Consider the following 20,613-nt stretch of genomic DNA (forward strand, 5'->3'; position numbering starts at 1 on the left):
TAAGCTTCTTCATAACCACCATTGACATCCTTGCAAACTCACCCACTTAAAGTAAAATAGAACATAGTTGTAATTTTAAAAAATTAAATCGTTCAACAGCATATTTCTAACGAACAGATCCCTATAATTATATATTTTGAGAAAATCATGGAGGTAAAACTTATCATACTTTACATTATAAAGTAATTTCACCTTATTTCAGGAATAATATTTGAAACAATTTCCCCATTTTTTTCGATATCTCCTATGATCGGATACATACGCTCGGAGCTTACAGGCTTAGACTAACTGTAAGAAATGCTTGCTACTGTCGTTCCATAAGATTTGAGATCATATTCCTCCTCCGTACTGGATTATTAAAGATTTCTTGAATGAATAATCCCCAATCTTGTTCCAAATCATTTAGATAGTCAAATGGCGCTGGATAGTTGAATTTAGGAGCAAATTGAAAAGAAAATCTAACAGGCAGATCTTCTTTATGGTAAATGAGAAGCTCCTTCGTATTTTCCACGAGTTGTATCAACTCCACTTTGCAATCCTCTCCCACTTGAAACTTTGTTGTACCAAACAAAAAGTAAAGTTCATTTTTCTCTACATACAAAGCTGTCAAAACATCTTCAATCTGTCTGTACCATCCATAAATATTGGTGACTGGCTCCAAATTTTTAAACTCTTTGCCAGATTCTAAATCAAACAGAATATCGTGTAATTCAAAATTTCGTAGTAGTTTCATAGCTATATATTTTTTAGAAAAGTTGGTATTTTCCGACTATTAAATCCCCGGATGTTATTGCATTCAAACCAAAGTGTTCCTAAAAGGATCTAAATAATTTAGTCCTCGTTCTTCGAATATTTCCTCCAGCTTTTCTGCACCATTTTCCTTTTTAAAAGCTACTTCCTCTTCAGTAATAGGCAGCAACCAATAGAAATGGACTGATTTATTGTTATCTAGGGTGAGAATTTCCAGTTTGGGTCCGTCAAGATAAGGCTGCGAAATAAGGCCATAAGAGCAAGAAGAATCCATGCGCCACCCTCTTCCCCAGTTGATGGTATGCCAATGTCCCAAACTTGCGCCAAATCTATGATAATGTGCTACGACTATTAATGATTCAACTATCATTTGATCTTGCTCACCAGAAAACATGTGCAGTTCGAGTGCAAATTCATCTTCCAAACAAGACATACCCAAAGTAGCATAAATCCACATATTGCGTTCGGTTATTGGGGGAGATTCCAGGATCCGAAAATGATCACCTAAATCATTATAAGAACCTCGCTGCCAAGTCAATATCTTATATTCCTGTCCCCAATTACAGGTATAGTGTTCTAAAAGCTTTTGATGATATAACACTGTCTCCATTTTAACTCAATTTATCAAAAATAATCTACTCCAATAAAACTATTTTAAATGGACAGGTGTTCTTCCAATACAAAGCGGCTACAAGCTACCTTTCGAAAGAAAGGTTCAACATAAAATTGGCGCCGTACAGTGAAAATCCAATAGTATTCAAAACACAATGGATGACGAAACAAAAAAGAGGAAACGATAAGAAACATAAAAATTGCTGTACAAATAAACGCTAAGAGAAAGGGTCTGATGAGAATCAGGCCCTTTTGACGTAAAAAAGCCAGATTTCAGGATCTGGCTTCTAAACTAAACTTAAACATATGATTCACTAGTGGTTTGTCTTTTATTATTGGCAAACCACTAGTTATTGGATACTATTTATAAGAATTGATTGATTTGGAAACTTTCCAGTCATTGCCCACACGCTCCAAAGTAACTAAGTCCGTTTTGGTGAAGTTTTCAAATTTCAACGTCACTTTAGCCACCATATAGTCTGCTGATTCCTCGATGATGTCTGTCCTTACTGTACAGTTCAGCTTTTCGCCTTTTTGCTTTTTCAAAGATTTAATGACCGCTTCACTGCTGTGAGACTGCGCATTAGTTGCTTGAATCTTTTGGTTAAAATCAGCCGCAAATAACTGCTCTACTCCTGCTGATTCTCCTTCAGTCGTTACCGCCACATAGTGCGCTAAAGCGAAGTCTGCTGTAGAAAGGTTAACATTTTTTGTTGTTTTTGCGCCAGGTCCTTCAGCTGCCATAGCGAAAGTTGATACTGCGATTAGGGCTGCTGCTGCGAATGTTTTTACTAATGAGTTCATAATGTCTTTATTTTATTGTGTTAGTTCTGTTGTTCTTATTTGTTGACTCAAAACTACAACACAGCAGGCTCCTAGCCTACGGCCTTTAGACCAACGATCTGGAAAACTCGGTGAATGGCGGCAATGAGAAGGTAAACGTATAGCACGAATCCGGTACAGAATACCTGATAAAGTTTTTAGGATTGCCAGCCACATTCAAAAAATAAATGATTAATTTTATTGCCGGGAAAGGCGTCCTATATGCAGGCAGTCAATCACCACGCTGTAATTATACCTATTATTCTTTTATGGAAGATCCAACGACAATTGATGTACCTCAGTCACATCCAAGAAATGCTCTTTTGGCAGGTGTATTTTCTTTAGTTTTTCCTGGCCTAGGGCAAGTCTATAATGGACAGATAAAGAAAGGTATTCTTTATTTTGCCCTAAGTTATCTAATCCCTGCAATTTTTGCTGTCACCCGTTGGGCAACCTCCTTTACCGGCGTGATCATTTTTATGGCGATCGGTATATCATTCCTTTTAGTTATGGTAGTGGATGCTATACTGAATGCAAAAAAACAAAAATTTTATACTCTCAAACCTTACAACAAATGGTATAACTACGTATTGATCGCCATCTTTATCTCCACAATGACCTTTGTGTTTGATATGAAAAAAATGATAGGCATACAATCTTACATTGCTCAAACAACAGCCAATAATCCAACGATTCTGGTAGGCGACTGGATTGTAACAGATACAAAAGCCTATGAAAAAAACACACCTAAAATTGGAGATCTGGTTACGTTTACGAAAGAAGATGGTCAGTTATTCATGTATCGTATAGTTGGTCTACCCAATGACACGATCTCACTTAAAGACAATATTGTATCGATAAATAACAAGCTAAGTAAATCCAAATTTATTGCAGACAGAAATGTAGAAGGTATAAACTTTTCTGAATTGGAAGAGACATTTCCAAATGGACACAGTCATCGCATCTATAAAAGTAAAGAAGAGTTCGATAATGGTATAAAGAATATGAATGATTTCGTTGTTCCGACAGATAGTATTTTTGTATTGGGCGATAGCAGAGATAATGCGCTTGACAGCAGATACATAGGCTGCATCGCTAGGAATCAAATCACGGGAAAGATTAAATTCAGTTATTGGGGTAAGACTGGCTTCAAAAGAATGAATATAAAATTCTGACAGGGAAACACGTCACAGATATAAATTCAGAAGAGCCCGAGTATACCTAATTTTCTGGTTTCAAAATAATATAAGCCACATCTCCCGACGTGGCCTTAATAAATAGATGATTCACTAGTGGTTTGTCTTTTATTACTGGCAAACCCCACCAGTCGTAAAACTCTATTTATAGGAAGTTAATAAAAATCCATCCATGAATAAGGACAAGGATGGCTGAGCTGATATATCATTTGTTCTCTTTCAGACAGATTATCATAAAAAGCACCGAATTCACTCAAATATTCCTCTCCAGCTCCCATTCTCCAAAACATGTCGCCACTATCCTTATCGGAAAACTTCGACCAAGGGCTTGCATAGCGTTTTGAAGTGCTTGAAATTGTCCAAATTGGCCTAGAAAATCTCGTACTTCCATCAACGCAAAGCCTAATAAATTTTGACCACGCCAAAAATAGATGTTTTCAATATCAATGTTATCTTGTGCAAGTCCAATACCCCAGATGGCATCAACGGGGCTTGCCTCAACGAGAACTCTATTTTCTGTCTTTAACAGATATTCTGCCAGCTCCCAATGTTGATTAAATTTATGGATGTTTCCGTTCCTGACGATCTCAAATTTTCGTTCGTTCCAAATCTGATCATCATAGCCTATAACTTGCCTTCCCAACTCTTTGGCCTCCCCCGGTTTAATACAGTTTATAATTTTCTCGAAATTCTTTTTATCATCAAAAAGCAATGCTTTTTGGGCCATCATCCAATGCTCCGCAGTCCTATAGGTAATACTATCTACTGTAAACGGACTCTCATACCATTGACTGAAAACAAATTTTCCAACTTCCTGATTTTGCTTAGCTGCATGCCCCCAAAAGAAGAGAAATTTGAAGCTATCTCCATTTTCAAATCTATCTGTTAGCCATTTGATATTATATTGTACCATATACTCAATTCAAAATTGATCGTCTATTATCCATCGACATACAATGATACGCAAAAAATAAAAGCCACATCTCTCGACATGGCTTCACAACTTATATATTTGTTAGGGATGGCTCTTATTTATATGAATTGATTGATTTGGATACTTTCCAGTCATTGCCCTCACGCTCCAAAGTAACTAAGTCTGTTTTGGTGAAGTTTTCAAATTTCAAAGTGACCTTAGCGACCATATAGTCTGCGGATTCTTCTACAATATCCGTGTTCACTGTACAGTTCAGCTTTTCGCCTTTTTGTTTTTTCAAGGATTTAACCACTTCGCTACGGCTGTTGCTTTGCGCATTGGTAGCTTGGATCTTTTGATTAAAATCTTCGGCTAATAACTGCTCTACTCCTGCTGATTCGCCCTCTGTAGTTACTGCAACATAGTGCTCTAAAGCGAAGTCCGCTGTGGAAAGGTTAACGTTTGCTTTTGTTGCTTTTGCTCCAGGTCCCTCAGCTGCCATAGCGAAAGTTGATACGGCGATTAAAGCTGCTGCTGCGAATGTTTTTACTAGAGTTTTTTATCGAAATGATTTGTTTTTTGATTGGTGATAAAGCTATCATGAGTGCCATTTTTAAGCACTCATGATGGTTCATAATGTCTTTATTTTATTGTGTTAGTTCTGTTGTTCTTATTTGTTGACTCAAAACTACAACACAATAGGCCCCTAGCCTATGGACTTTAGACTAACGCTCAGGAAAACTCGGTGAATGGCGGGAATGGGGAGATGAAAGTTATCGTTCGAATTACCGATTCAATGAAGCTATAGACTCCGAGATAGATAACTCACTTTAAAATTTTTATTATCTTAGAGCATGTGGCCACCGATATCAATTGACAAAATAGGACTTCTTATTTTGCAAGCAGAACTGACAATGGATTATAAAGCTTTAAACCTGTGGAATCTCATCAAAGTAACTCCTCATAAGTGGCGAGAAAAATCATTTGGAGATGAAAGTGGGGGCTTTTGGGTGGTCGCTTTATTTGGAAATCAAATAATTTACTATAATGACATCGAAGAAGGCTTTAATATATCACCGTTTGAAATCTACGGCGTTATTGATCAATACAATTGTAACCAATCTGAATTGACCGTCCCCATTAATTATTTAGTTTCACAGTTAAGTCAAATCCCAGACAAGATTATTTAGGATAATAAAACGTACTAAATAAAAATAGATAAACCATAAAAAAGCCACATCTCACGACGTGGCCTTAATAAACATATTATTCACTAGTGGTCTACCTTTTTATAATTGACAAACCACCAGTTATTGAATACTACTTATACGAATTGATCGATTTGGATACTTTCCAGTCATTACCCACACGCTCCAATGTTACGAGATCAGTCTTGGTGAAGTTGTCAAATTTTAGAGTCACTTTAGCAACCATATAGTCTGACGATTCTTCAAGGATATCAGTGCTTACTGTACAGTTCAGCTTTTCGCCTTTTTGCTTTTTCAATAGTTTGACCACTCCAGTACGGCTGTTAGACTGTGCATTGGAAGATTGGATCTTTTGGCTGAAATCTTCGGCAAATAACTGCTCTACACCTGCTGATTCCCCCTCAGTGGTTACCGCAACATAGTGCGCTAAAGCGAAGTCAGCTGTGGAAAGGTTAACGCTTGCTTTTGTTGCTTTTGCTCCTGGTCCTTCAGCTGCCATAGCAAATGTTGATACTGCGATTAAAGCTGCTGCTGCGAATGTTTTTATTAGAGTTTTCATAATGTCTTTATTTTATAGTGTTAGTTCTGTTGTTCTTATTTGTTGACTCAAAACTACAACACAATACGCTCCTAGCCTATCGGCATTAGACTAACGATCGGGAAAACTCGGTGAATGGAGGGAATAGGGAGGTAAGTCTGATTCGTATCAAATTCGTGCCACGTTCGAATCATCAATAGATAATGTACAGACACCCAGCAGAACTTGTCCAGTCTCTGAACGGGAAATTAATGCCTGGAGCAGTACGGAAATACGTGGGTTTGCGCTACAGTAATTACCGACAGACGATATTTTGCAGCAAATTTACTTAAATTAGTCTATCATTTTAATGTCACCAATCATGAAAGATCATCAACATATATCAGTCGATAAACGAATGAAAGCACCTGATTTTGAAATTTTAGGCATGAATGGAATGATTTCGAGATCATTCATCAATTTAGCTATAAGCAACTTTGCGGAAGCTTGTAAATGGGTGGAAAAACTCGATTATAGACGTAATAATAATAAAAACAATGAACTGGTTGTGTTTGATGAGTTATGCGGAACATGCAGTACAAAACATGCACTATTGAAAAGATTGTCGGATGAAAATAGGGAAAGCAGCCTGAGGCTTGTATTAGGCATTTTTACCATGAATAGTAAAAATACTCCTGCGATAAAAGGCCTTCTATCCACCTATGATTTAAAATATATTCCAGAAGCTCACAATTATCTGCGAAATCATAATCAGATCTTGGACTTTACTGGCATCGGTGTTAATGTAAACGAATTTGAGCTGGACCTTTTAGAAGAAATCGAAATCAACCCCGACCAAATTACTGACTTTAAAGTGCAATATCACAAAGATTACTTATCGCGCTGGATCGAGATCAATAAGATTCCATACACTTTAGATGAGCTCTGGGAAATAAGGGAGCAATGTATTGAGGCTATAGCACAGAAATAAAAAATTATCGAAGAGTCCTGGCTTCGAATATTTAAAATTTTGTCCAAATTTATTTTTATATTACTTTTTTAGAAAAACTTAAATACTTATAAAATAGATAATTACAGCAACACCAACATCAAACATCTATCTTGAGTGCCTCTAAATTTATTTTTCCTTTTCATATTTAAGTCTTCCTTTCCTCAAAAGGGTCTTGGGTAGCAGCGATAATCAATGATTCTGCCACAAGCATAAACATCTTCTTTTTAGTCAGAGTTTCTATCCCATAGCCAACATGAAGAAGCGCCGGTACCATTTGGTCATATATCGACTTGGTTTCTCGCACTTTCCGCTCAACAGCTTTCTTATCATTTCCTTCGGCCATATAAACATGCACTAAATAAGTAGTTAGCGCGTCCTGTTCGCTTTTGGGTTGATTATAGCGATACTCAAGGACTTCCTCAAGTGCTATTATCCACGCACATATTTTATTAAACTTTTGGCTCTTGACATATTCTTCCTGATCTGTGAGCTGCTCGATTTCAGACAACAGCAGCATAATAACATCATTCTGCTCATAGGCATGATCTAGAATACGTATTAAATCGCTCTTCCTGATGTCAGATGTATCGGTGATGGTAAATTCATCAGTCATATGGTGCATAAGAGTATGATAAAGCTCAACTACTTTTTTGGGCTTGTCACCTTCACCTTTCTCCGTCATATGCGATAAGGGTAAAAAGCCGAGACGATCCCGCAGATATTGCCCTAAGATAGCTTCGCTCTCTCTACTATCGTCCAGTTTATCCAGGGGCAGATCCATGTTGGGGATGACCATATTTAATAACTGCCCAAATTCTTGCATCCCCAGAGCACTCATATAAGGCTGTCTGGTGTAGCCTGTATAAAATTCGAGCTGAGCTGCATTAGGTCTACAAAGTTCAAAAGCTTGATCGCAGACCGTAATGATCGCCTCTGTCAAAGTTTGATTCTCTTCTTCAGTCAGGCTAAATTTATTCTTATGTTCATCTAACTGTTGGGCCATCCAAAAGTAGGTTTCGGCCAAAAGATCGGCAGAGTCGCCCATAACTTCATCATAGCATGCTTTGACATCCCGATTAATAGCACTAATTCTATTGCGGTACGCTTTATCTTCTAAATATTCTTGCTTGACTTCATAAAACTTTTCTATGAGCTGTTCCCGGTTGTAACAACGCGAAGTAATTTTTAAAAAATTATTCTGTTCCTCGGAAAATACATCATCTTCCAAATGAGCAAAAGCGCTGTCGTAAGGTCTTTTGACCGCATCATTTGGCAAGGGATCTACATGTACGGAAATGCCCATGCTCTGGAGCAAAAGACATTCACAAAGATGGGTAAATCGCAGGTCGCTTACTTGATAGTACCTGATTTCATTGAACACAGTATCGATAAAGTCACCTAGTTGCTGATCAACATTACCTACAACAAAATCTAGCGAACTTTGATTTGCTGTAGTAACTTCCCTGGCCAATTCGCGAAATATGGGGTGACGATCCGCCATATCCAAAAAATGACTCGGCCGGATATACAGTTCCAAGTAATCAGATTCGGTCTGCGGTAATAGATATGCTAAAGAAAGATCACTCTGCCAAAATAACCGACATTTTAGTTCGTTATAACAACTTTGATTTTGTTCGTTAACAAATCGAGTAAGGCAGTCAGCAGACAACTGTATATGAAATGTGACTATAGGCTGAGCGGGAATAGCGTATATCTCTTTTTCATCCTCCATAAAGCAGTTGGAGAATCGTGCTGTTATATTCCTTCCGTAAAGTTCGTGGCATTTGATGGTAGCGTCATCGAAAATATGCTCGTGGAAATTAAAGATCGGGAACGAATCTGACAGATAAAAATCGGAATGTTGCTTAGGAGTATCCATTTTATCGCTGAGAAATACTTGTAATACTGGATGCGTATCTGCAGAGGCTGAATTCATAATGCATTAGGGTTTTTAGATTCCTGAAGCGGTGCTGTAGGTAATCATATCGGTTTATAATCAATATAGCTTAAAGATCAGCCAGTGATATGGTTGATCTATTTATAATCTTAAGATATAAAAATTTAATTAATTAACCAAATTGGTATAAAGTCATAAAGGGTTGAATGGTCAGATCATCTTGCAAAATGCCATAGTGGGCGGACCTTACCTATTGTCAAAACTTATGCCATCAAAGCAGTAATTTTTGACTTTGTGTTTTTTTATCTTGCTTACTATTGCTTCATACTGAGTGGTATTTCTAAAATTCTGACATACATTTATTCTTCAAGTTCCCTTTTTTAAACATGTCAAATGTTCACTTCAAAATAGACTTTTTGGATTCATTATTTTTAATTATGCGAATTATAAGCTAACGGAAAAAGAAATCCTCATCGTCTAACGATGTTTTCTAATTTATGATTGAAGGGTATCCTTTAATTTGAAATGACTTTGCTCTTATTTACTATAAATTTTTAACGATTTTTTGGTCTTTCTGCTCACTATGTTAATAAATATCCTTCCAATTCACGAAAGATTCATACGTAAACAAATTAATCTAAGCGCAAATTTTAACGTTGAATAACATTTTTTTCAGAAATAAAACTATAGATTGAAGCAACTCTTAATCTAACATGATCTGATGAAAATAAGCGATAGTCCCCAAATCAAATGAACTAATCTTAATTGGATTTTCTTCGCGTCAAAGACTGAAAAACAGAAACTTATAATAAAAACGAAAAATTACGATAAAAAAAATGATAAATAAAGCTTTATTATTAAATTAATTACTATATTAGACCTATTATTAACACTAACACAAAATAATAAAAAAGAACATCATTACATTAAATCATGCTATCTTTAAATTAAAACATCTTATTATACCAATTCTGATATCTGTTTTAATTCTTTCTTGTAACAAAGAGAAAAATCAGCTTTCTCCCAGTACCGATAGCATAGTTGAAATCAAAAGGGAGTTTTACGCTCAAAATCCCCTCGCTGACAATGAAAATTTTTTCAACTCCAGCTTCACAAGTTATATAAAATGGGACTCTGTTGTAACTAAAGATGAAAACAACATATATATAAAGATAAGCAGTGCAGATCCGATTTATTATGGTGACTCAACGTATTCAATAAATCTAGCTGACTATTTTTGGTTGAAAGCACAGAAAAAGGATAACAAATGGGGGTATTCATTTATTTCTTTCCTACCAAATTCAGAAGCTACACGTGAACATTTCCAAGGGAAAATTGTAACAAAATTTCTTTCTTCTAACAAAGTTATAATTAGGGAATATAAAGGCGATATCAATAGTAATGGTTCAATTGCAGGCTTCCCGCCCCAGAGAGAACCTTGCATATATGCATATGTAGCAGGTATATTGAATGCTGTTTATTGCTCGACAGGTGGAGATGATGACTACGAACAGTGGATGTCTGGGGGACCAAAAGACTATTCTAATATCCCCCCTTCGGCAGGTAGCCCTGGAGGAGGTTCAAACCAGAGTCCCGACGAAATAAATGACTACTTATCCCCTGAACAGCAGCAGCAACTTTTAATCAATCGTATTTGTCCACAGTCTTTTGCTTTTACAAGTATGGTAGAGGCTGGAAGTGGGCTTCCAGGGTGGAAAGAAGCATCGTTAAAAGGTGTTACTGTTAATACAATTGCAGATAGCTATTTTGAAAATATATGGACAGTTGTTACAACAGGTACTCCTATCGTTTCATCAACATTTAATCTTGAAATCGGTGTTAGCGGAGATAGACCCAGTACGCAAGCATCACTAGTGGCGGCTGAGGCAGCCAATACTGCTATGAATAATATTTTAAAAAAGTATTCTTATAAAGCTGTTAAGAGACAAATGGAACTAGGAAAATTTCCCGTATATTTCATAGCGGAAATGGTATTGCAGATAAAAAAAATATATCCAGAAGCAAAAGTATCTTCGAGTCTGAGCGGCCGCACGGTAGCCAAAACACCAATGACAGGTTGTCAATAATTTATATATGGAAAAAATTAAGAACATAATTAATAATTATTTTGATAGGGATTTCTTTTGGAAACACTATGAAAATGGATCTCCTAAATTAATAGATATCTATAAAAGGAGTGACAAATTCGAACAGGAAAATCCTGATCTTGTGAATAAAATTTTGGATAAGTTTCACAACGATTTCCCACAATATCAGATCAAGAGGTTTAGTCCTTTCATTAAAGAAGATCGTGGGATTAATTTTGAAATACGTATTGGAGCATCAGAGGTCTATGTGATCTGGGTAAGTATTTTTAACTTTTTTCTCGCCTGGAAATTAGGTAATGAAATTCCTTTTTCTTCGAAAACATATATTGAACAGGGTGAATCAAATATTATTGATTGTATTTATACAATGGTCGTCATTCCATTCATAGATGTTGAATGGTTACCACGAGAAATCGCTTATAAAGAAATAGAAGAATTTAACGGAGCCAATTATTCTGGGTATCTGGAAGATGATGAAATTTTTGACGAGCCAATTTTTATAGTCGATACATTAGCAAGAACCTGATATCAATTTTCAGGTTTATATCCTTTGAATGAATTACAGAAATATCATTATTAAAGGTCGTCTCATAAGTGATTATGAGACGACCTAATTTGTCATATAATATTATAGTCATAGGAATATCTCCCTTTAAGCATCAATATTAGGAGAAGAAAATTCTTAAAAAGCGCAAGTGATCATCCATTATTGCTGTTCGGAAATGATTTTTAGTTATTGTAAGACCATTTAAGGTTACACCTTAAGCTATCTCAACCATTCGACCAAATAAGTATTGACTCAGGTTACACCGGTTGTTAGCTTTGGTGTTATGAACAATATTGAAAGAAAACGATAGCGTAATGCTGTCTATACTATTAAAAACCTTACATTAGAAAAAATAAATTTGCCACTTTTAAAAAGTTATTGACCAACTCAAAATTTATCAAAAAAGAATTTTGTTACCATATAATTGTTCCAAAAGCAAATGGATAATATGGGAATACTATAATTTTTGAACTTTGGAAAAGACTATGGTAAACATTAAAAACTTTGTAAAAATCCCTATTTAACGCATATGAATTCTCATTTAAACATATTTAAGACTTTTAGTAAAGAAGAGCGTACTTACCAGCTAGAAAATGATTTAACACGCGCTTTCGCTATTTGCCTGCAAGAAGACGCTTTGTTTTTTCACGAGGTTTTGAAAGTGATTTTCAATGACGATAAAGAACTTGAATTACTTTTAAGCAATGTAGAGACAGAAAACAGGGTATATATAAATATTCAAGAAAGCTCATCGAAAATAAAGACTTATGATAAAATAATCGCTGTGTCGCTCTCTGAGATTGAAATGAATATTGAAAATTTTAAAAGTCAGGCTAATTTAACACAAAATGATCCAATTTGTGATATCGTCATAATATTGAACGAAATTGTAATTATAGTAGAGGCTAAGCGCGATAATGTAGATTGTACGGCTCAACTATTTAATCAAGCCTATAACATCCTTAGAAATAATAATAACACGGAAAACTTTAATAACATTGTAACTCCAGTAGATTTGAATTGGAAAAAGTTGATGCAAATAGCATCCAAAGTGTATTCTTTTCAAAAGACAGTAGGACAGGTTAATCGCCTAACTTTAGATTTTATCAATCTTGTAAAGGGCCACAATCCTAATTGGTTACCAGAAACTCCAATAGCGGCACTATTATCAAATCAAACTACAGGCATTCGTCGGCGTGTCGAATCAGCGCTTAATTATCTAGACATAAAATCAGATTTTAAAAAGTTAACTTACAGTGATCGATTAGGTTTATTATTCACTAAACCTTGGGCTCAAGAGATTTTATTTCATATAGCTGAAAATGGCAATTTAGAAATAACTGTATATGCGGGTAACACAAAGGGACAAGGATGGCACATATTTTCAAAAGAAGTTCGTATAGCGAAAGATTTAAAAATTGATGGGATAGATTACACTGTAAATCAAAGATATCATATAAAGTTAACCTCATTTCAAAAATTCTTTGCTGGATTGTGGGTAGGTGACGACGCTTTTAAGAAACCAGGTCTATATTCTACAGAAAACTATCACTATTATACCGGAAGAAACGTAAAAAGTAAAGGTGATTGGAACGCTTTAGAAAAACTGTTTGACGATTATTTCGCACCAGATTATAACTGGAGAGAAGAATTAAATTGGCAGGAAAAGGTTCTTAAGACGAATAAAACTCAATTCGATTTATCATTCGGTTACGAGCTTTTTGTTGTAATACCATTTAATGAATTGAAAAAGAGTGACACTTCGGCTACAAACTTAGAGGGCCTAACAACCTTAATAGCATCTATTTATCGATCGTTCGAAAATGATTTAATAAATTAAAAGATATTATTAATCCATCCGTGACAAAACATGTTCATATTTTCTAATGGGTATGGCCTCCAACGTCAACTGGATATTCCTGAGGGAATCGATATCATCATCCATTGTGGCGATATCTGCGATGCGGGTGATATTGGTTAGCTATCGGATTTCTTCGTGAGGTATGCAGGGCTTCCCATACCACACAAGGTATTTGTCCATGGAAATCATGATCTTCCCTTTGAACTGGCACCGCAACGAAGCAAAAAATTCGTACCCGAAGGAATCCATTGGCTAAACGATTCTTCGGTTAGGGTCAATGGCATCCAAATCATGGGTATAAGTGGTTTTCCCTATTTTCACCCTGTGGATTGGGTGTAGAAGTTGATATTATGGTATCACACTATCCGCTATCGGGTAACTTGGAAAATGTTTATGGCAGTGCGGAAATCCGTGAGTTTGTATTGGAACTATCACCGGGAACCATGTTTTCGGTCATAACCATGCAGGCTATGGTAAGTTAAAGGCAAAGGCTATCCAGTTTATTAATGCTTCGTTGTATGATGTGTTGGAGGGAAAGGTGTGATTAAACTACATAATCTACTCTAGAACAATCAAGATCTATAAACAAGGCGCCCCCCTATATTTCTACTAATTCTTCTACTTATTTTCTACTTCTTCTTCTCCTAATCTTTCCCTATTCCTTTCCCTATTCCTTTCCCTAAAATATTTACTCTTTCCCTTCTAAAACAGCCCACAACCTATTGTACGAGCATTGTAACTGTATATTCCTTTATGTTCTTCTCCTATTTCTTCTCCTTAAATTACCTAATCTTTCTACTAAATTTATCTATTCCTTCTACTTAATTTTTCTGATTGAGCTCGACTCACCACGTTATCCCCGAGACAACTCGTTATTAAATAGATCATAAAAAAGCCACATCTCATGACGTGGCTTCACAACATATATATTTATTTAAGATGGCACTTATTTATACGAATTGATTGATTTGGATACTTTCCAGTCATCGCCCACGCGCTCCAAGGTAACTAGGTCTGTTTTGCTGAAATTCTCAAATTTTAAGGTTACTTTAGCGACCATAAAGTCAGCTGATTCTTCTAAGATGTCGGTGCTTACTGTACAGTTTAGCCTTTCGCCTTTTTGTTTTTTCAAGGATTTAAGCACTTCGCTACGGCTGTTGCTTTGTGCATTGGTAGCTTGGATCTTTTGATTGAAATCTTCGGCGAACAATTGCTCTACTCCTGCTGATTCTCCTTCAGCAGTTACCGCAACATAGTACGCTAAAGAGAAATCTGCGGTAGAAAGGTTAACGTTTGCTTTTGTTGCTTTTGCTCCTGGTCCTTCTGCCGCCATAGCAAATGTTGATACTGCGATTAAGGCTGCTGCGGCGAATGTTTTTACTAGCGTATTCATAATGTCTTTTTTATATTGTTAGTTTTTAGTTCTTATTTGTTGACTCAAAACTACGACACAATAAGCCCCTAGCCTATTGACTTTAGACTAACGATCGGGAAAACTCGGTGAATGGCGGGAATAGGGAGGTGAAATAAAATAAGAGCATATTTTAAACCTAAACAAGAAACAGGAGTAATTTTTTACTATTTTTACACTCGTAACACACACAGAAGTAAAATTTACACTCGAAGGAATGAATAAATTTGACCGAAAATATTCCTATAACGATTTACCATTATTGCCACCAACCAAGGATATCGAAACAAAAAAAATTCTGCGGAAAACTATTTCTGCTGGTCGTGTACTGGCCCAACTAAATGGTACTTTATTAAATTTACCAAATCCGACGCTATTTCTTGATACAATTTACTTACAAGAAGCAAAAGCAAGTTCGGAAGTTGAAAATATCATTACAACAAATGATGAATTATACAAATCATTTGTTGCTGACAAGAAAATTGAAAATTTATCAACAAAAGAAGTTTTAAGTTATAAAAAAGCGCTATGGCTAGGTCTTGAAGAACTCAAAGCTAAACCTTTTATTACTACAAACCTTTGCATTAAAATAGTTCAATGTATTAAACAAAATAATGCATCCATTCGGGTTACACCAGGAACAACGCTAAGCAACAATCGCGGTGAAATTATCTACACACCGCCAAGTGGAGAAACAATCATTAGAGAGAAACTCGCTAATTTAGAAAAATTCATCAATGAAGAAAGCAACATTGATCCATTGATCAAAATGGCGTTATTACATTACCAGTTTGAAGCAATCCACCCTTTTGTAGATGGAAATGGTAGAACTGGAAGAATTCTACTTTTGCTCTACTTAAAACTTTCCGGACTATTAGAAGTTCCAGTAATTTATCTAAGCGAATACATCATTCAGAATAAAAATGATTATTATACCAAACTCAGGGGAGTAACAGAAAATGAAAATTGGGAAGATTACATCTTATATATGTTAGATATGATCGAACAAACAGCATCAAAAAGTCTCAAACGATTAAATCTAATCACACAAGCGATAGAGGAAATGAGTACTAACATCAAAACGAAACTTCCTAAAATGTATTCAAAAGATTTAGTTGAGATATTATTTAGATTACCTTATACAAAACGTCAAAATTTGATTGACGACAATTTAGGAAATGCGAAAACTGTTGGAAATTATCTAATCGCATTGGAGCAGAATGGAATTCTTGAATCCGTAAAAGTCGGAAAGGAAAAACTGTACTTAAATCAAAAACTGTTGAAAATTCTTGAAAATCAGTAAACTGCAAAAGCCACATCTCTCGACGTGGCCTTAATAAATAGGTGATTCACTAGTGATCTACCTTCTTTTACTGGCAAACCACCAGTTATTGGATACTATTTATACGAATTGATCGATTGGCATACTTTCCAGTCATTGCCCACACGCTCCAAAGTAACTAGATCTATTTTCCTAAAGTTCTCAAATTTCAACGTCACTTTAGCGACCATATAATCAGCAGATTCTTCGATTATATCAGTGCTTACTGTACAGTTCAGCTTCTCTCCTTTTTGTTTTTTCAAGGATTTAACCACTTCGCTACGGCTGTGATTTTGTGCATTGGTAGCCTGGATCTTTTGATTAAAATCCTCAGCAAATAACTGATCTACTCCTGCTGATTCTCCCTCTATGGTTACCGCAACATAGTGCGCTAAAGCGAAATCTGCGGTAGAAAGGTTAACGGTTGCTTTTGTTGCTTTTGCTCCTGGTCCTTCTGCTGCCATAGCGAATGTTGATACGGCGATTAAAGCTGCTGCTGCGAATGTTTTTACTAATGCTTTCATAATGTCTTTTTTTATTGTGTTAGTTCTGTTGTTCTTATTTGTTGACTCAAAACTACGACACAATAGGCCCCTAGCCTACTTGCTTTAGACCAACAATCAGGAAAACTCGGTGAATGGCGGAAATGGGGAGGTGAAAAGGCTTAGAATAATGCACTGAATTTTCGATAATCAGACTCTAACTGCTATCTTTAATAGCAAAAGCTTCTACAAGTCCAAATGATTGAAATTGCCCATCAACAATATAAAGTATTCATCTATACCGATCACCAATATACAGTTGAATCCGCTGATAATCTCAGACGCTACAACCGGGTATATGTCGATGATTCTTGCGATCGGTATAGCAACGTATCTAACGTTGCCATTTTAGTAAAGCATGGTCATGATGAAGTGGCTAGTGATATTCTTTGTCATACCGGGGTTTTCACAGGATTGAGCGAATCCTCCTTTATAATCGAGGAGCGTGTGCTTTATATTTGCGTTGGGAATAAACTGTACTATTTAAATATACCAGACTTGACGCTCAAATGGACAGGACAAGTAGATTATGTAACGAATTTTAGTGTTCAGAAAATAGAAGATGATCTGCTCGTTCATGGTGAACTCGAAATCACAAGAATAACAAAACTCGGAGAAATAAAATGGCAATTTGGAGGACGCGATATCTGGGTAAATAATAATGGCCATCAAGAATTGACAGTATTACCCAAAAGCATACAACTTATTGATTTCGGATCGCATGTATATGAACTAGATTTTGCTGGTAATATAATTTCTCAGAATTAGATCGGAATTTATATTCTACAATAGTGATAAACACAATTCACAAATATATTTAGGGACTTTTTTTTCTAGAAAAAGAAGAGACATCTTTTTAATGGAATGATATTATCTCTTTGGTTCTTCAACACCACTGAAACTATCTTCGATAGTTTCATGGAAGGAAAAAAACAATCGTAAGGTACAGATACAGGTGGGCGGCTCTGCTTAAACAGAGCCGCCCACCTGTATCTGTACTATCGCAGACGTCAAACGTGTTTTAGAATATCTAAAAGTTTATCTAAATTTATTTTCCTATCACTTTTTAGACAAACTTAAGTCACTATAAGACAAATAAAAATAAAAATTACCACATCAAATATCTATCTTGAGTCTATCTAAGTTTATTTTTCTTTATCATTTTTAGATAAACTTAGCAACCTATTAATGATTCAACTAGCATTTGATCTTGCTCACCAGAAAACATGTGCAGTTCGAGTCCAAATTCATCTTCCAAACAAGACATACCCACAGTAGCATAAATCCACATATTGCGTTCGGTTATTGGGGGAAATTCCAGGATCCGAAAATGATCACCTAAATCATCATAAAAACCTTTCTGCCAAGTCAATATCTTATATTCCTTTCCCCAATTATAGGTATAGTGTTCTAAAAGCTTTTGATGATATAAGACTGTATCCATTTTAATTCAAGTTATCAAAAAAAATTACTCCAATAAAACTATTTCAAATTGACTGTTGTTCTTACAATACAAACCGGCTACAAGCTATCTTTCGAAAGAAAGGTTCAACATAAAAATTGGCGTCGTACAGTGAAAATCCAATAGTCTTTAAAAGCATTGGATGACGAAACAAAAAAGAGGAAACGATAGGAAACATAAAAATTACTGTACAAATAAACGCTAAGAGAAAGGGTCTGATGAAAATCAGGCCCTTTTGACGTAAAAAAGCCATATCTCTCATATTCAGCTTGACTTTAAGGATATAGGACAGCTTCTAGATTTTTGTAAGCGGTCACGTGTTTATTCTCTGACATTTTATTTAAATTGATTAATCTCCATTTCACTGAAGGAAGTTCCGAGACTAAAGCTGCTTCCAATCCTAAGAGTGCCCAATCAGGTGTCTTATTTTTGACAGAGAGTAAAAATTTACGTTCACTATCAGTCATCTCCTTGTTGATATCTGCAATCAGTTTCTCCCGTACAGAAAGTAGCTCCTCTAAAGAAACTTCAATTTCTGCCATTTGCGCAAACTCCATTTCATATATACCTGAGATATCTTTTCGGTTTGGATTAAGCAGTTCTGCCATCGGTCGAAAATGACTTATTAAAAATACAAGAAATGTTTTTCGTAATTCTTCCGTTAATCCTTCATTTTCGTATAACTGTTTTACATCAAACAAATCACGGGGATGTTGACGATCTAGGGCAGCGCAAAGTTTACCAGCATACAGATCTGGGTGTGATGCAACTAGCATTTCAGCATAACCAAATTCTTTTTCAACCTGCGGTCGCACTTCCATTCTGACAGCTGGGAAAAGGCTTCCACGTATAACAGGAGATAGTTCTATTTTAACACGAACATCATTAAGTGAAACTATTATTCGTAAAGAATTATCCTGTTGTAGTGTTGTATTTTGAACTTGGGCACCTGCAATCGATTTCTTTATGGAATCTGTTATTCTCGCTAATGCAGCTCTGATATTTTCAAGAGAGGCGTCGCGATCCTCCATTGGCAGATACAACAAATCGATGTCTACGGAAAGCCTTGGCAAATCTCTATAAAACAAATTAATAGCCGTACCGCCTTTAAGTGCAAAACAGTCTTCTTTATCGATTATAGGTAACAATCGGATCAATAAACGGACCTGCTCGGCATATTCTTCTTTCTTACTCATAAAAATCAGGAACAGTTATTTTATATTTCTTATTTAGTTTCCCACCTGTGACGATCACACGATTACCAGATCCAAAATCTATTTTCTCAGATTGAAGTTTTGTAAACCAGGTATGATTTTGACGCTCGGCAAGGTAAAAGAAAAGCCTGCGAACTTTGATATTTGTGCACAGTTCCAATAATCTTTGGAGTGTCCTAGGAGAAAGCGTATTTAATCCCTGCATTAATTCATCCGCATGTTCAAATGATATATTTTGGGGAACTTGATTCATCACTTCCAAAATAGCTCTTTCAGGAATGGATATACGTAAGCCTTCCTTTGTATTTTTCCAACTGAAAGCTCTAGTAAACTCAAGTAATGCTAGCGGCCTTTCATCTTCAAAACTATTACCAAATAAATAGCCAGAACTATGCTTAAGAAATTTGATCCCTGTTGTAAGGTTATTTATCCATATGGGAAGATTATCCCGGCCATATAAATGAATCAAGCGTTGATTAGACATCGGGAGATAATGGGTCAGTTTCTGAAGTTCTAAAGCCGATAGGCCTCCAATGGTTAGATCTGTATTCAGCTGTTTCTGCAGGAAATAGACAATATCCCCCCATTCCACTTCTGCCCCTTCACGTTTATATACTCCATTTTTCACAGTTTCCAATAGTCGGCTCTTCAATAAATTATCGATCGCATGGCCTGTGAGATCATTCTGCTGTAGCCAAGATCTGGTAACCAAAGCTCCCTCCGGCACTAATTTTAACACATCTTTCCTTCTCTGAGAATACATATTCATGTTTAAACTATTTAAATTTATCGGCGAAAAACGCCGATAAATCAAATATACATAAACTAATTTATTTAACAAAACTTATATTATCGGCGTTTTTCGCCGATAATAAAGAAATATATAAACAAGTAAGTCTTTTCGAAAACAAGCATAATACCGTTATTCCTGATTTTAAAGAAATGGATATAAAAAACTCAAATTGATATCATGTTATCTGAATTGACCCGCCGAGATCCTCCGCTCTACAAAAAATACACCCATTGTTGCCAGTCACCTAAGACAACCGGAGCATCGCCAATGGCCAAAATCGATCTTTTGATGCCATCGATCTCTTGCTTATCCAATTTGTTTTTCAGCCTTTACAAGCGGACCTGATTTCGCCCGCTGGGCTTAATCAGCACCAGATCGGACACATCAAACTGCAAAGTGCCCTTGATAGGATCGTAAAACTGCTCAT

21 protein-coding genes are annotated in these 20,613 nt (G+C 35.9%); 9 read left to right on the forward strand and 12 right to left on the reverse strand.

What is annotated here, in order from left to right; translation table 11 throughout:
* Positions 1 to 304: 304 nt before the first annotated feature.
* From J2X77_RS08550 to J2X77_RS08560, 3 genes are all read right to left on the reverse strand, one after another.
* Positions 305 to 733 carry a hypothetical protein gene (locus tag J2X77_RS08550; protein WP_209576329.1) on the reverse strand — a complete coding sequence of 143 codons (429 nt, stop codon included), beginning with the start codon at positions 731 to 733 and terminating at the stop codon, positions 305 to 307.
* Between the two features lie 63 nt (positions 734 to 796).
* On the reverse strand, positions 797 to 1,360 hold the full coding sequence (locus tag J2X77_RS08555; RefSeq protein WP_209576331.1) for a suppressor of fused domain protein: 564 nt from the start codon (positions 1,358 to 1,360) through the stop codon (positions 797 to 799).
* Positions 1,361 to 1,722: 362 nt separating this feature from the next.
* Positions 1,723 to 2,166 (reverse strand): nuclear transport factor 2 family protein, encoded by a 444-nt coding sequence (locus tag J2X77_RS08560; RefSeq protein ID WP_209576333.1) that lies wholly within the window; start codon positions 2,164 to 2,166, stop codon positions 1,723 to 1,725.
* A 206-nt stretch (positions 2,167 to 2,372) separates the two neighbouring features.
* Between J2X77_RS08560 and lepB the strand changes: the two genes are divergently transcribed.
* Entirely contained in the window at positions 2,373 to 3,359 is a 987-nt protein-coding gene (gene lepB, locus J2X77_RS08565; RefSeq protein WP_209576335.1) for a signal peptidase I, read from the forward strand.
* Positions 3,360 to 3,633: 274 nt separating this feature from the next.
* On the opposite strand, the gene J2X77_RS08570 is transcribed toward lepB, so the two are convergent.
* Positions 3,634 to 4,293 carry an NADAR family protein gene (locus J2X77_RS08570; RefSeq protein WP_209576337.1) on the reverse strand — a complete coding sequence of 220 codons (660 nt, stop codon included), beginning with the start codon at positions 4,291 to 4,293 and terminating at the stop codon, positions 3,634 to 3,636.
* Positions 4,294 to 4,408: 115 nt separating this feature from the next.
* Complete coding sequence (locus tag J2X77_RS08575; RefSeq protein ID WP_209576338.1) at positions 4,409 to 4,795, reverse strand: nuclear transport factor 2 family protein; 387 nt, start codon at positions 4,793 to 4,795, stop codon at positions 4,409 to 4,411.
* Positions 4,796 to 5,147: 352 nt separating this feature from the next.
* Here J2X77_RS08575 and J2X77_RS08580 point away from each other — a divergent pair, with 352 nt between their 5' ends.
* Positions 5,148 to 5,483 carry a hypothetical protein gene (locus tag J2X77_RS08580; RefSeq protein ID WP_307187286.1) on the forward strand — a complete coding sequence of 112 codons (336 nt, stop codon included), beginning with the start codon at positions 5,148 to 5,150 and terminating at the stop codon, positions 5,481 to 5,483.
* A gap of 130 nt (positions 5,484 to 5,613) precedes the next feature.
* Here J2X77_RS08580 and J2X77_RS08585 read toward each other — a convergent pair whose 3' ends face one another.
* A complete protein-coding gene (locus J2X77_RS08585) occupies positions 5,614 to 6,060 on the reverse strand; it encodes a hypothetical protein (RefSeq protein ID WP_209576340.1) in 447 nt (148 codons plus the stop codon).
* A gap of 340 nt (positions 6,061 to 6,400) precedes the next feature.
* Here J2X77_RS08585 and J2X77_RS08590 point away from each other — a divergent pair, with 340 nt between their 5' ends.
* Entirely contained in the window at positions 6,401 to 7,009 is a 609-nt protein-coding gene (locus tag J2X77_RS08590) for a hypothetical protein (RefSeq protein WP_209576342.1), read from the forward strand.
* A gap of 166 nt (positions 7,010 to 7,175) precedes the next feature.
* Here the strand turns inward: J2X77_RS08590 and J2X77_RS08595 are convergent, their stop codons facing one another.
* Entirely contained in the window at positions 7,176 to 8,966 is a 1,791-nt protein-coding gene (locus J2X77_RS08595) for a hypothetical protein (protein WP_310080264.1), read from the reverse strand.
* A gap of 1,202 nt (positions 8,967 to 10,168) precedes the next feature.
* Here J2X77_RS08595 and J2X77_RS08600 point away from each other — a divergent pair.
* From J2X77_RS08600 to J2X77_RS08615, 4 genes are all read left to right on the forward strand, one after another.
* Complete coding sequence (locus tag J2X77_RS08600; protein ID WP_310080266.1) at positions 10,169 to 11,014, forward strand: hypothetical protein; 846 nt, start codon at positions 10,169 to 10,171, stop codon at positions 11,012 to 11,014.
* 7 nt (positions 11,015 to 11,021) lie between these two features.
* Positions 11,022 to 11,561, forward strand: coding sequence for a hypothetical protein (locus J2X77_RS08605; protein ID WP_310080267.1), 540 nt, complete (start codon positions 11,022 to 11,024; stop codon positions 11,559 to 11,561).
* Positions 11,562 to 12,111: 550 nt separating this feature from the next.
* Entirely contained in the window at positions 12,112 to 13,422 is a 1,311-nt protein-coding gene (locus J2X77_RS08610) for a hypothetical protein (protein WP_310080268.1), read from the forward strand.
* 371 nt (positions 13,423 to 13,793) lie between these two features.
* Positions 13,794 to 13,925, forward strand: a complete 132-nt coding sequence (locus J2X77_RS08615) for a hypothetical protein (protein WP_310080270.1) — start codon at positions 13,794 to 13,796, stop codon at positions 13,923 to 13,925.
* Positions 13,926 to 14,389: 464 nt separating this feature from the next.
* Here J2X77_RS08615 and J2X77_RS08620 read toward each other — a convergent pair whose 3' ends face one another.
* On the reverse strand, positions 14,390 to 14,836 hold the full coding sequence (locus J2X77_RS08620; protein ID WP_310080272.1) for a nuclear transport factor 2 family protein: 447 nt from the start codon (positions 14,834 to 14,836) through the stop codon (positions 14,390 to 14,392).
* A gap of 235 nt (positions 14,837 to 15,071) precedes the next feature.
* Here J2X77_RS08620 and J2X77_RS08625 point away from each other — a divergent pair, with 235 nt between their 5' ends.
* Complete coding sequence (locus J2X77_RS08625) at positions 15,072 to 16,157, forward strand: Fic/DOC family N-terminal domain-containing protein (RefSeq protein ID WP_209576356.1); 1,086 nt, start codon at positions 15,072 to 15,074, stop codon at positions 16,155 to 16,157.
* Between the two features lie 95 nt (positions 16,158 to 16,252).
* Here the strand turns inward: J2X77_RS08625 and J2X77_RS08630 are convergent, their stop codons facing one another.
* Positions 16,253 to 16,699, reverse strand: coding sequence for a nuclear transport factor 2 family protein (locus J2X77_RS08630; RefSeq protein ID WP_209576358.1), 447 nt, complete (start codon positions 16,697 to 16,699; stop codon positions 16,253 to 16,255).
* A 216-nt stretch (positions 16,700 to 16,915) separates the two neighbouring features.
* On the opposite strand from J2X77_RS08630, the gene J2X77_RS08635 reads away from it, so the two are divergent.
* Positions 16,916 to 17,485: a hypothetical protein gene (locus J2X77_RS08635; RefSeq protein ID WP_209576360.1), complete on the forward strand. Its 570-nt coding sequence runs from the start codon at positions 16,916 to 16,918 to the stop codon at positions 17,483 to 17,485.
* A 406-nt stretch (positions 17,486 to 17,891) separates the two neighbouring features.
* On the opposite strand, the gene J2X77_RS08640 is transcribed toward J2X77_RS08635, so the two are convergent.
* The 3 genes from J2X77_RS08640 to J2X77_RS08650 all read right to left on the reverse strand — a co-directional run bounded on the left by J2X77_RS08640 (position 17,892) and on the right by J2X77_RS08650 (position 20,162).
* A complete protein-coding gene (locus J2X77_RS08640; protein ID WP_209576361.1) occupies positions 17,892 to 18,161 on the reverse strand; it encodes a hypothetical protein in 270 nt (89 codons plus the stop codon).
* Between the two features lie 293 nt (positions 18,162 to 18,454).
* Positions 18,455 to 19,375, reverse strand: coding sequence for a nucleotidyl transferase AbiEii/AbiGii toxin family protein (locus J2X77_RS08645; protein WP_310080275.1), 921 nt, complete (start codon positions 19,373 to 19,375; stop codon positions 18,455 to 18,457).
* Positions 19,368 to 20,162, reverse strand: coding sequence for a type IV toxin-antitoxin system AbiEi family antitoxin domain-containing protein (locus J2X77_RS08650; protein ID WP_209576363.1), 795 nt, complete (start codon positions 20,160 to 20,162; stop codon positions 19,368 to 19,370). The genes J2X77_RS08645 and J2X77_RS08650 overlap by 8 nt, the downstream gene beginning before the upstream one ends.
* Between the last annotated feature and the right edge of the window lie 451 nt (positions 20,163 to 20,613).

This window comes from Sphingobacterium sp. 2149 (assembly GCF_031455655.1).
Taxonomy (GTDB): Bacteria; Bacteroidota; Bacteroidia; order Sphingobacteriales; family Sphingobacteriaceae; genus Sphingobacterium.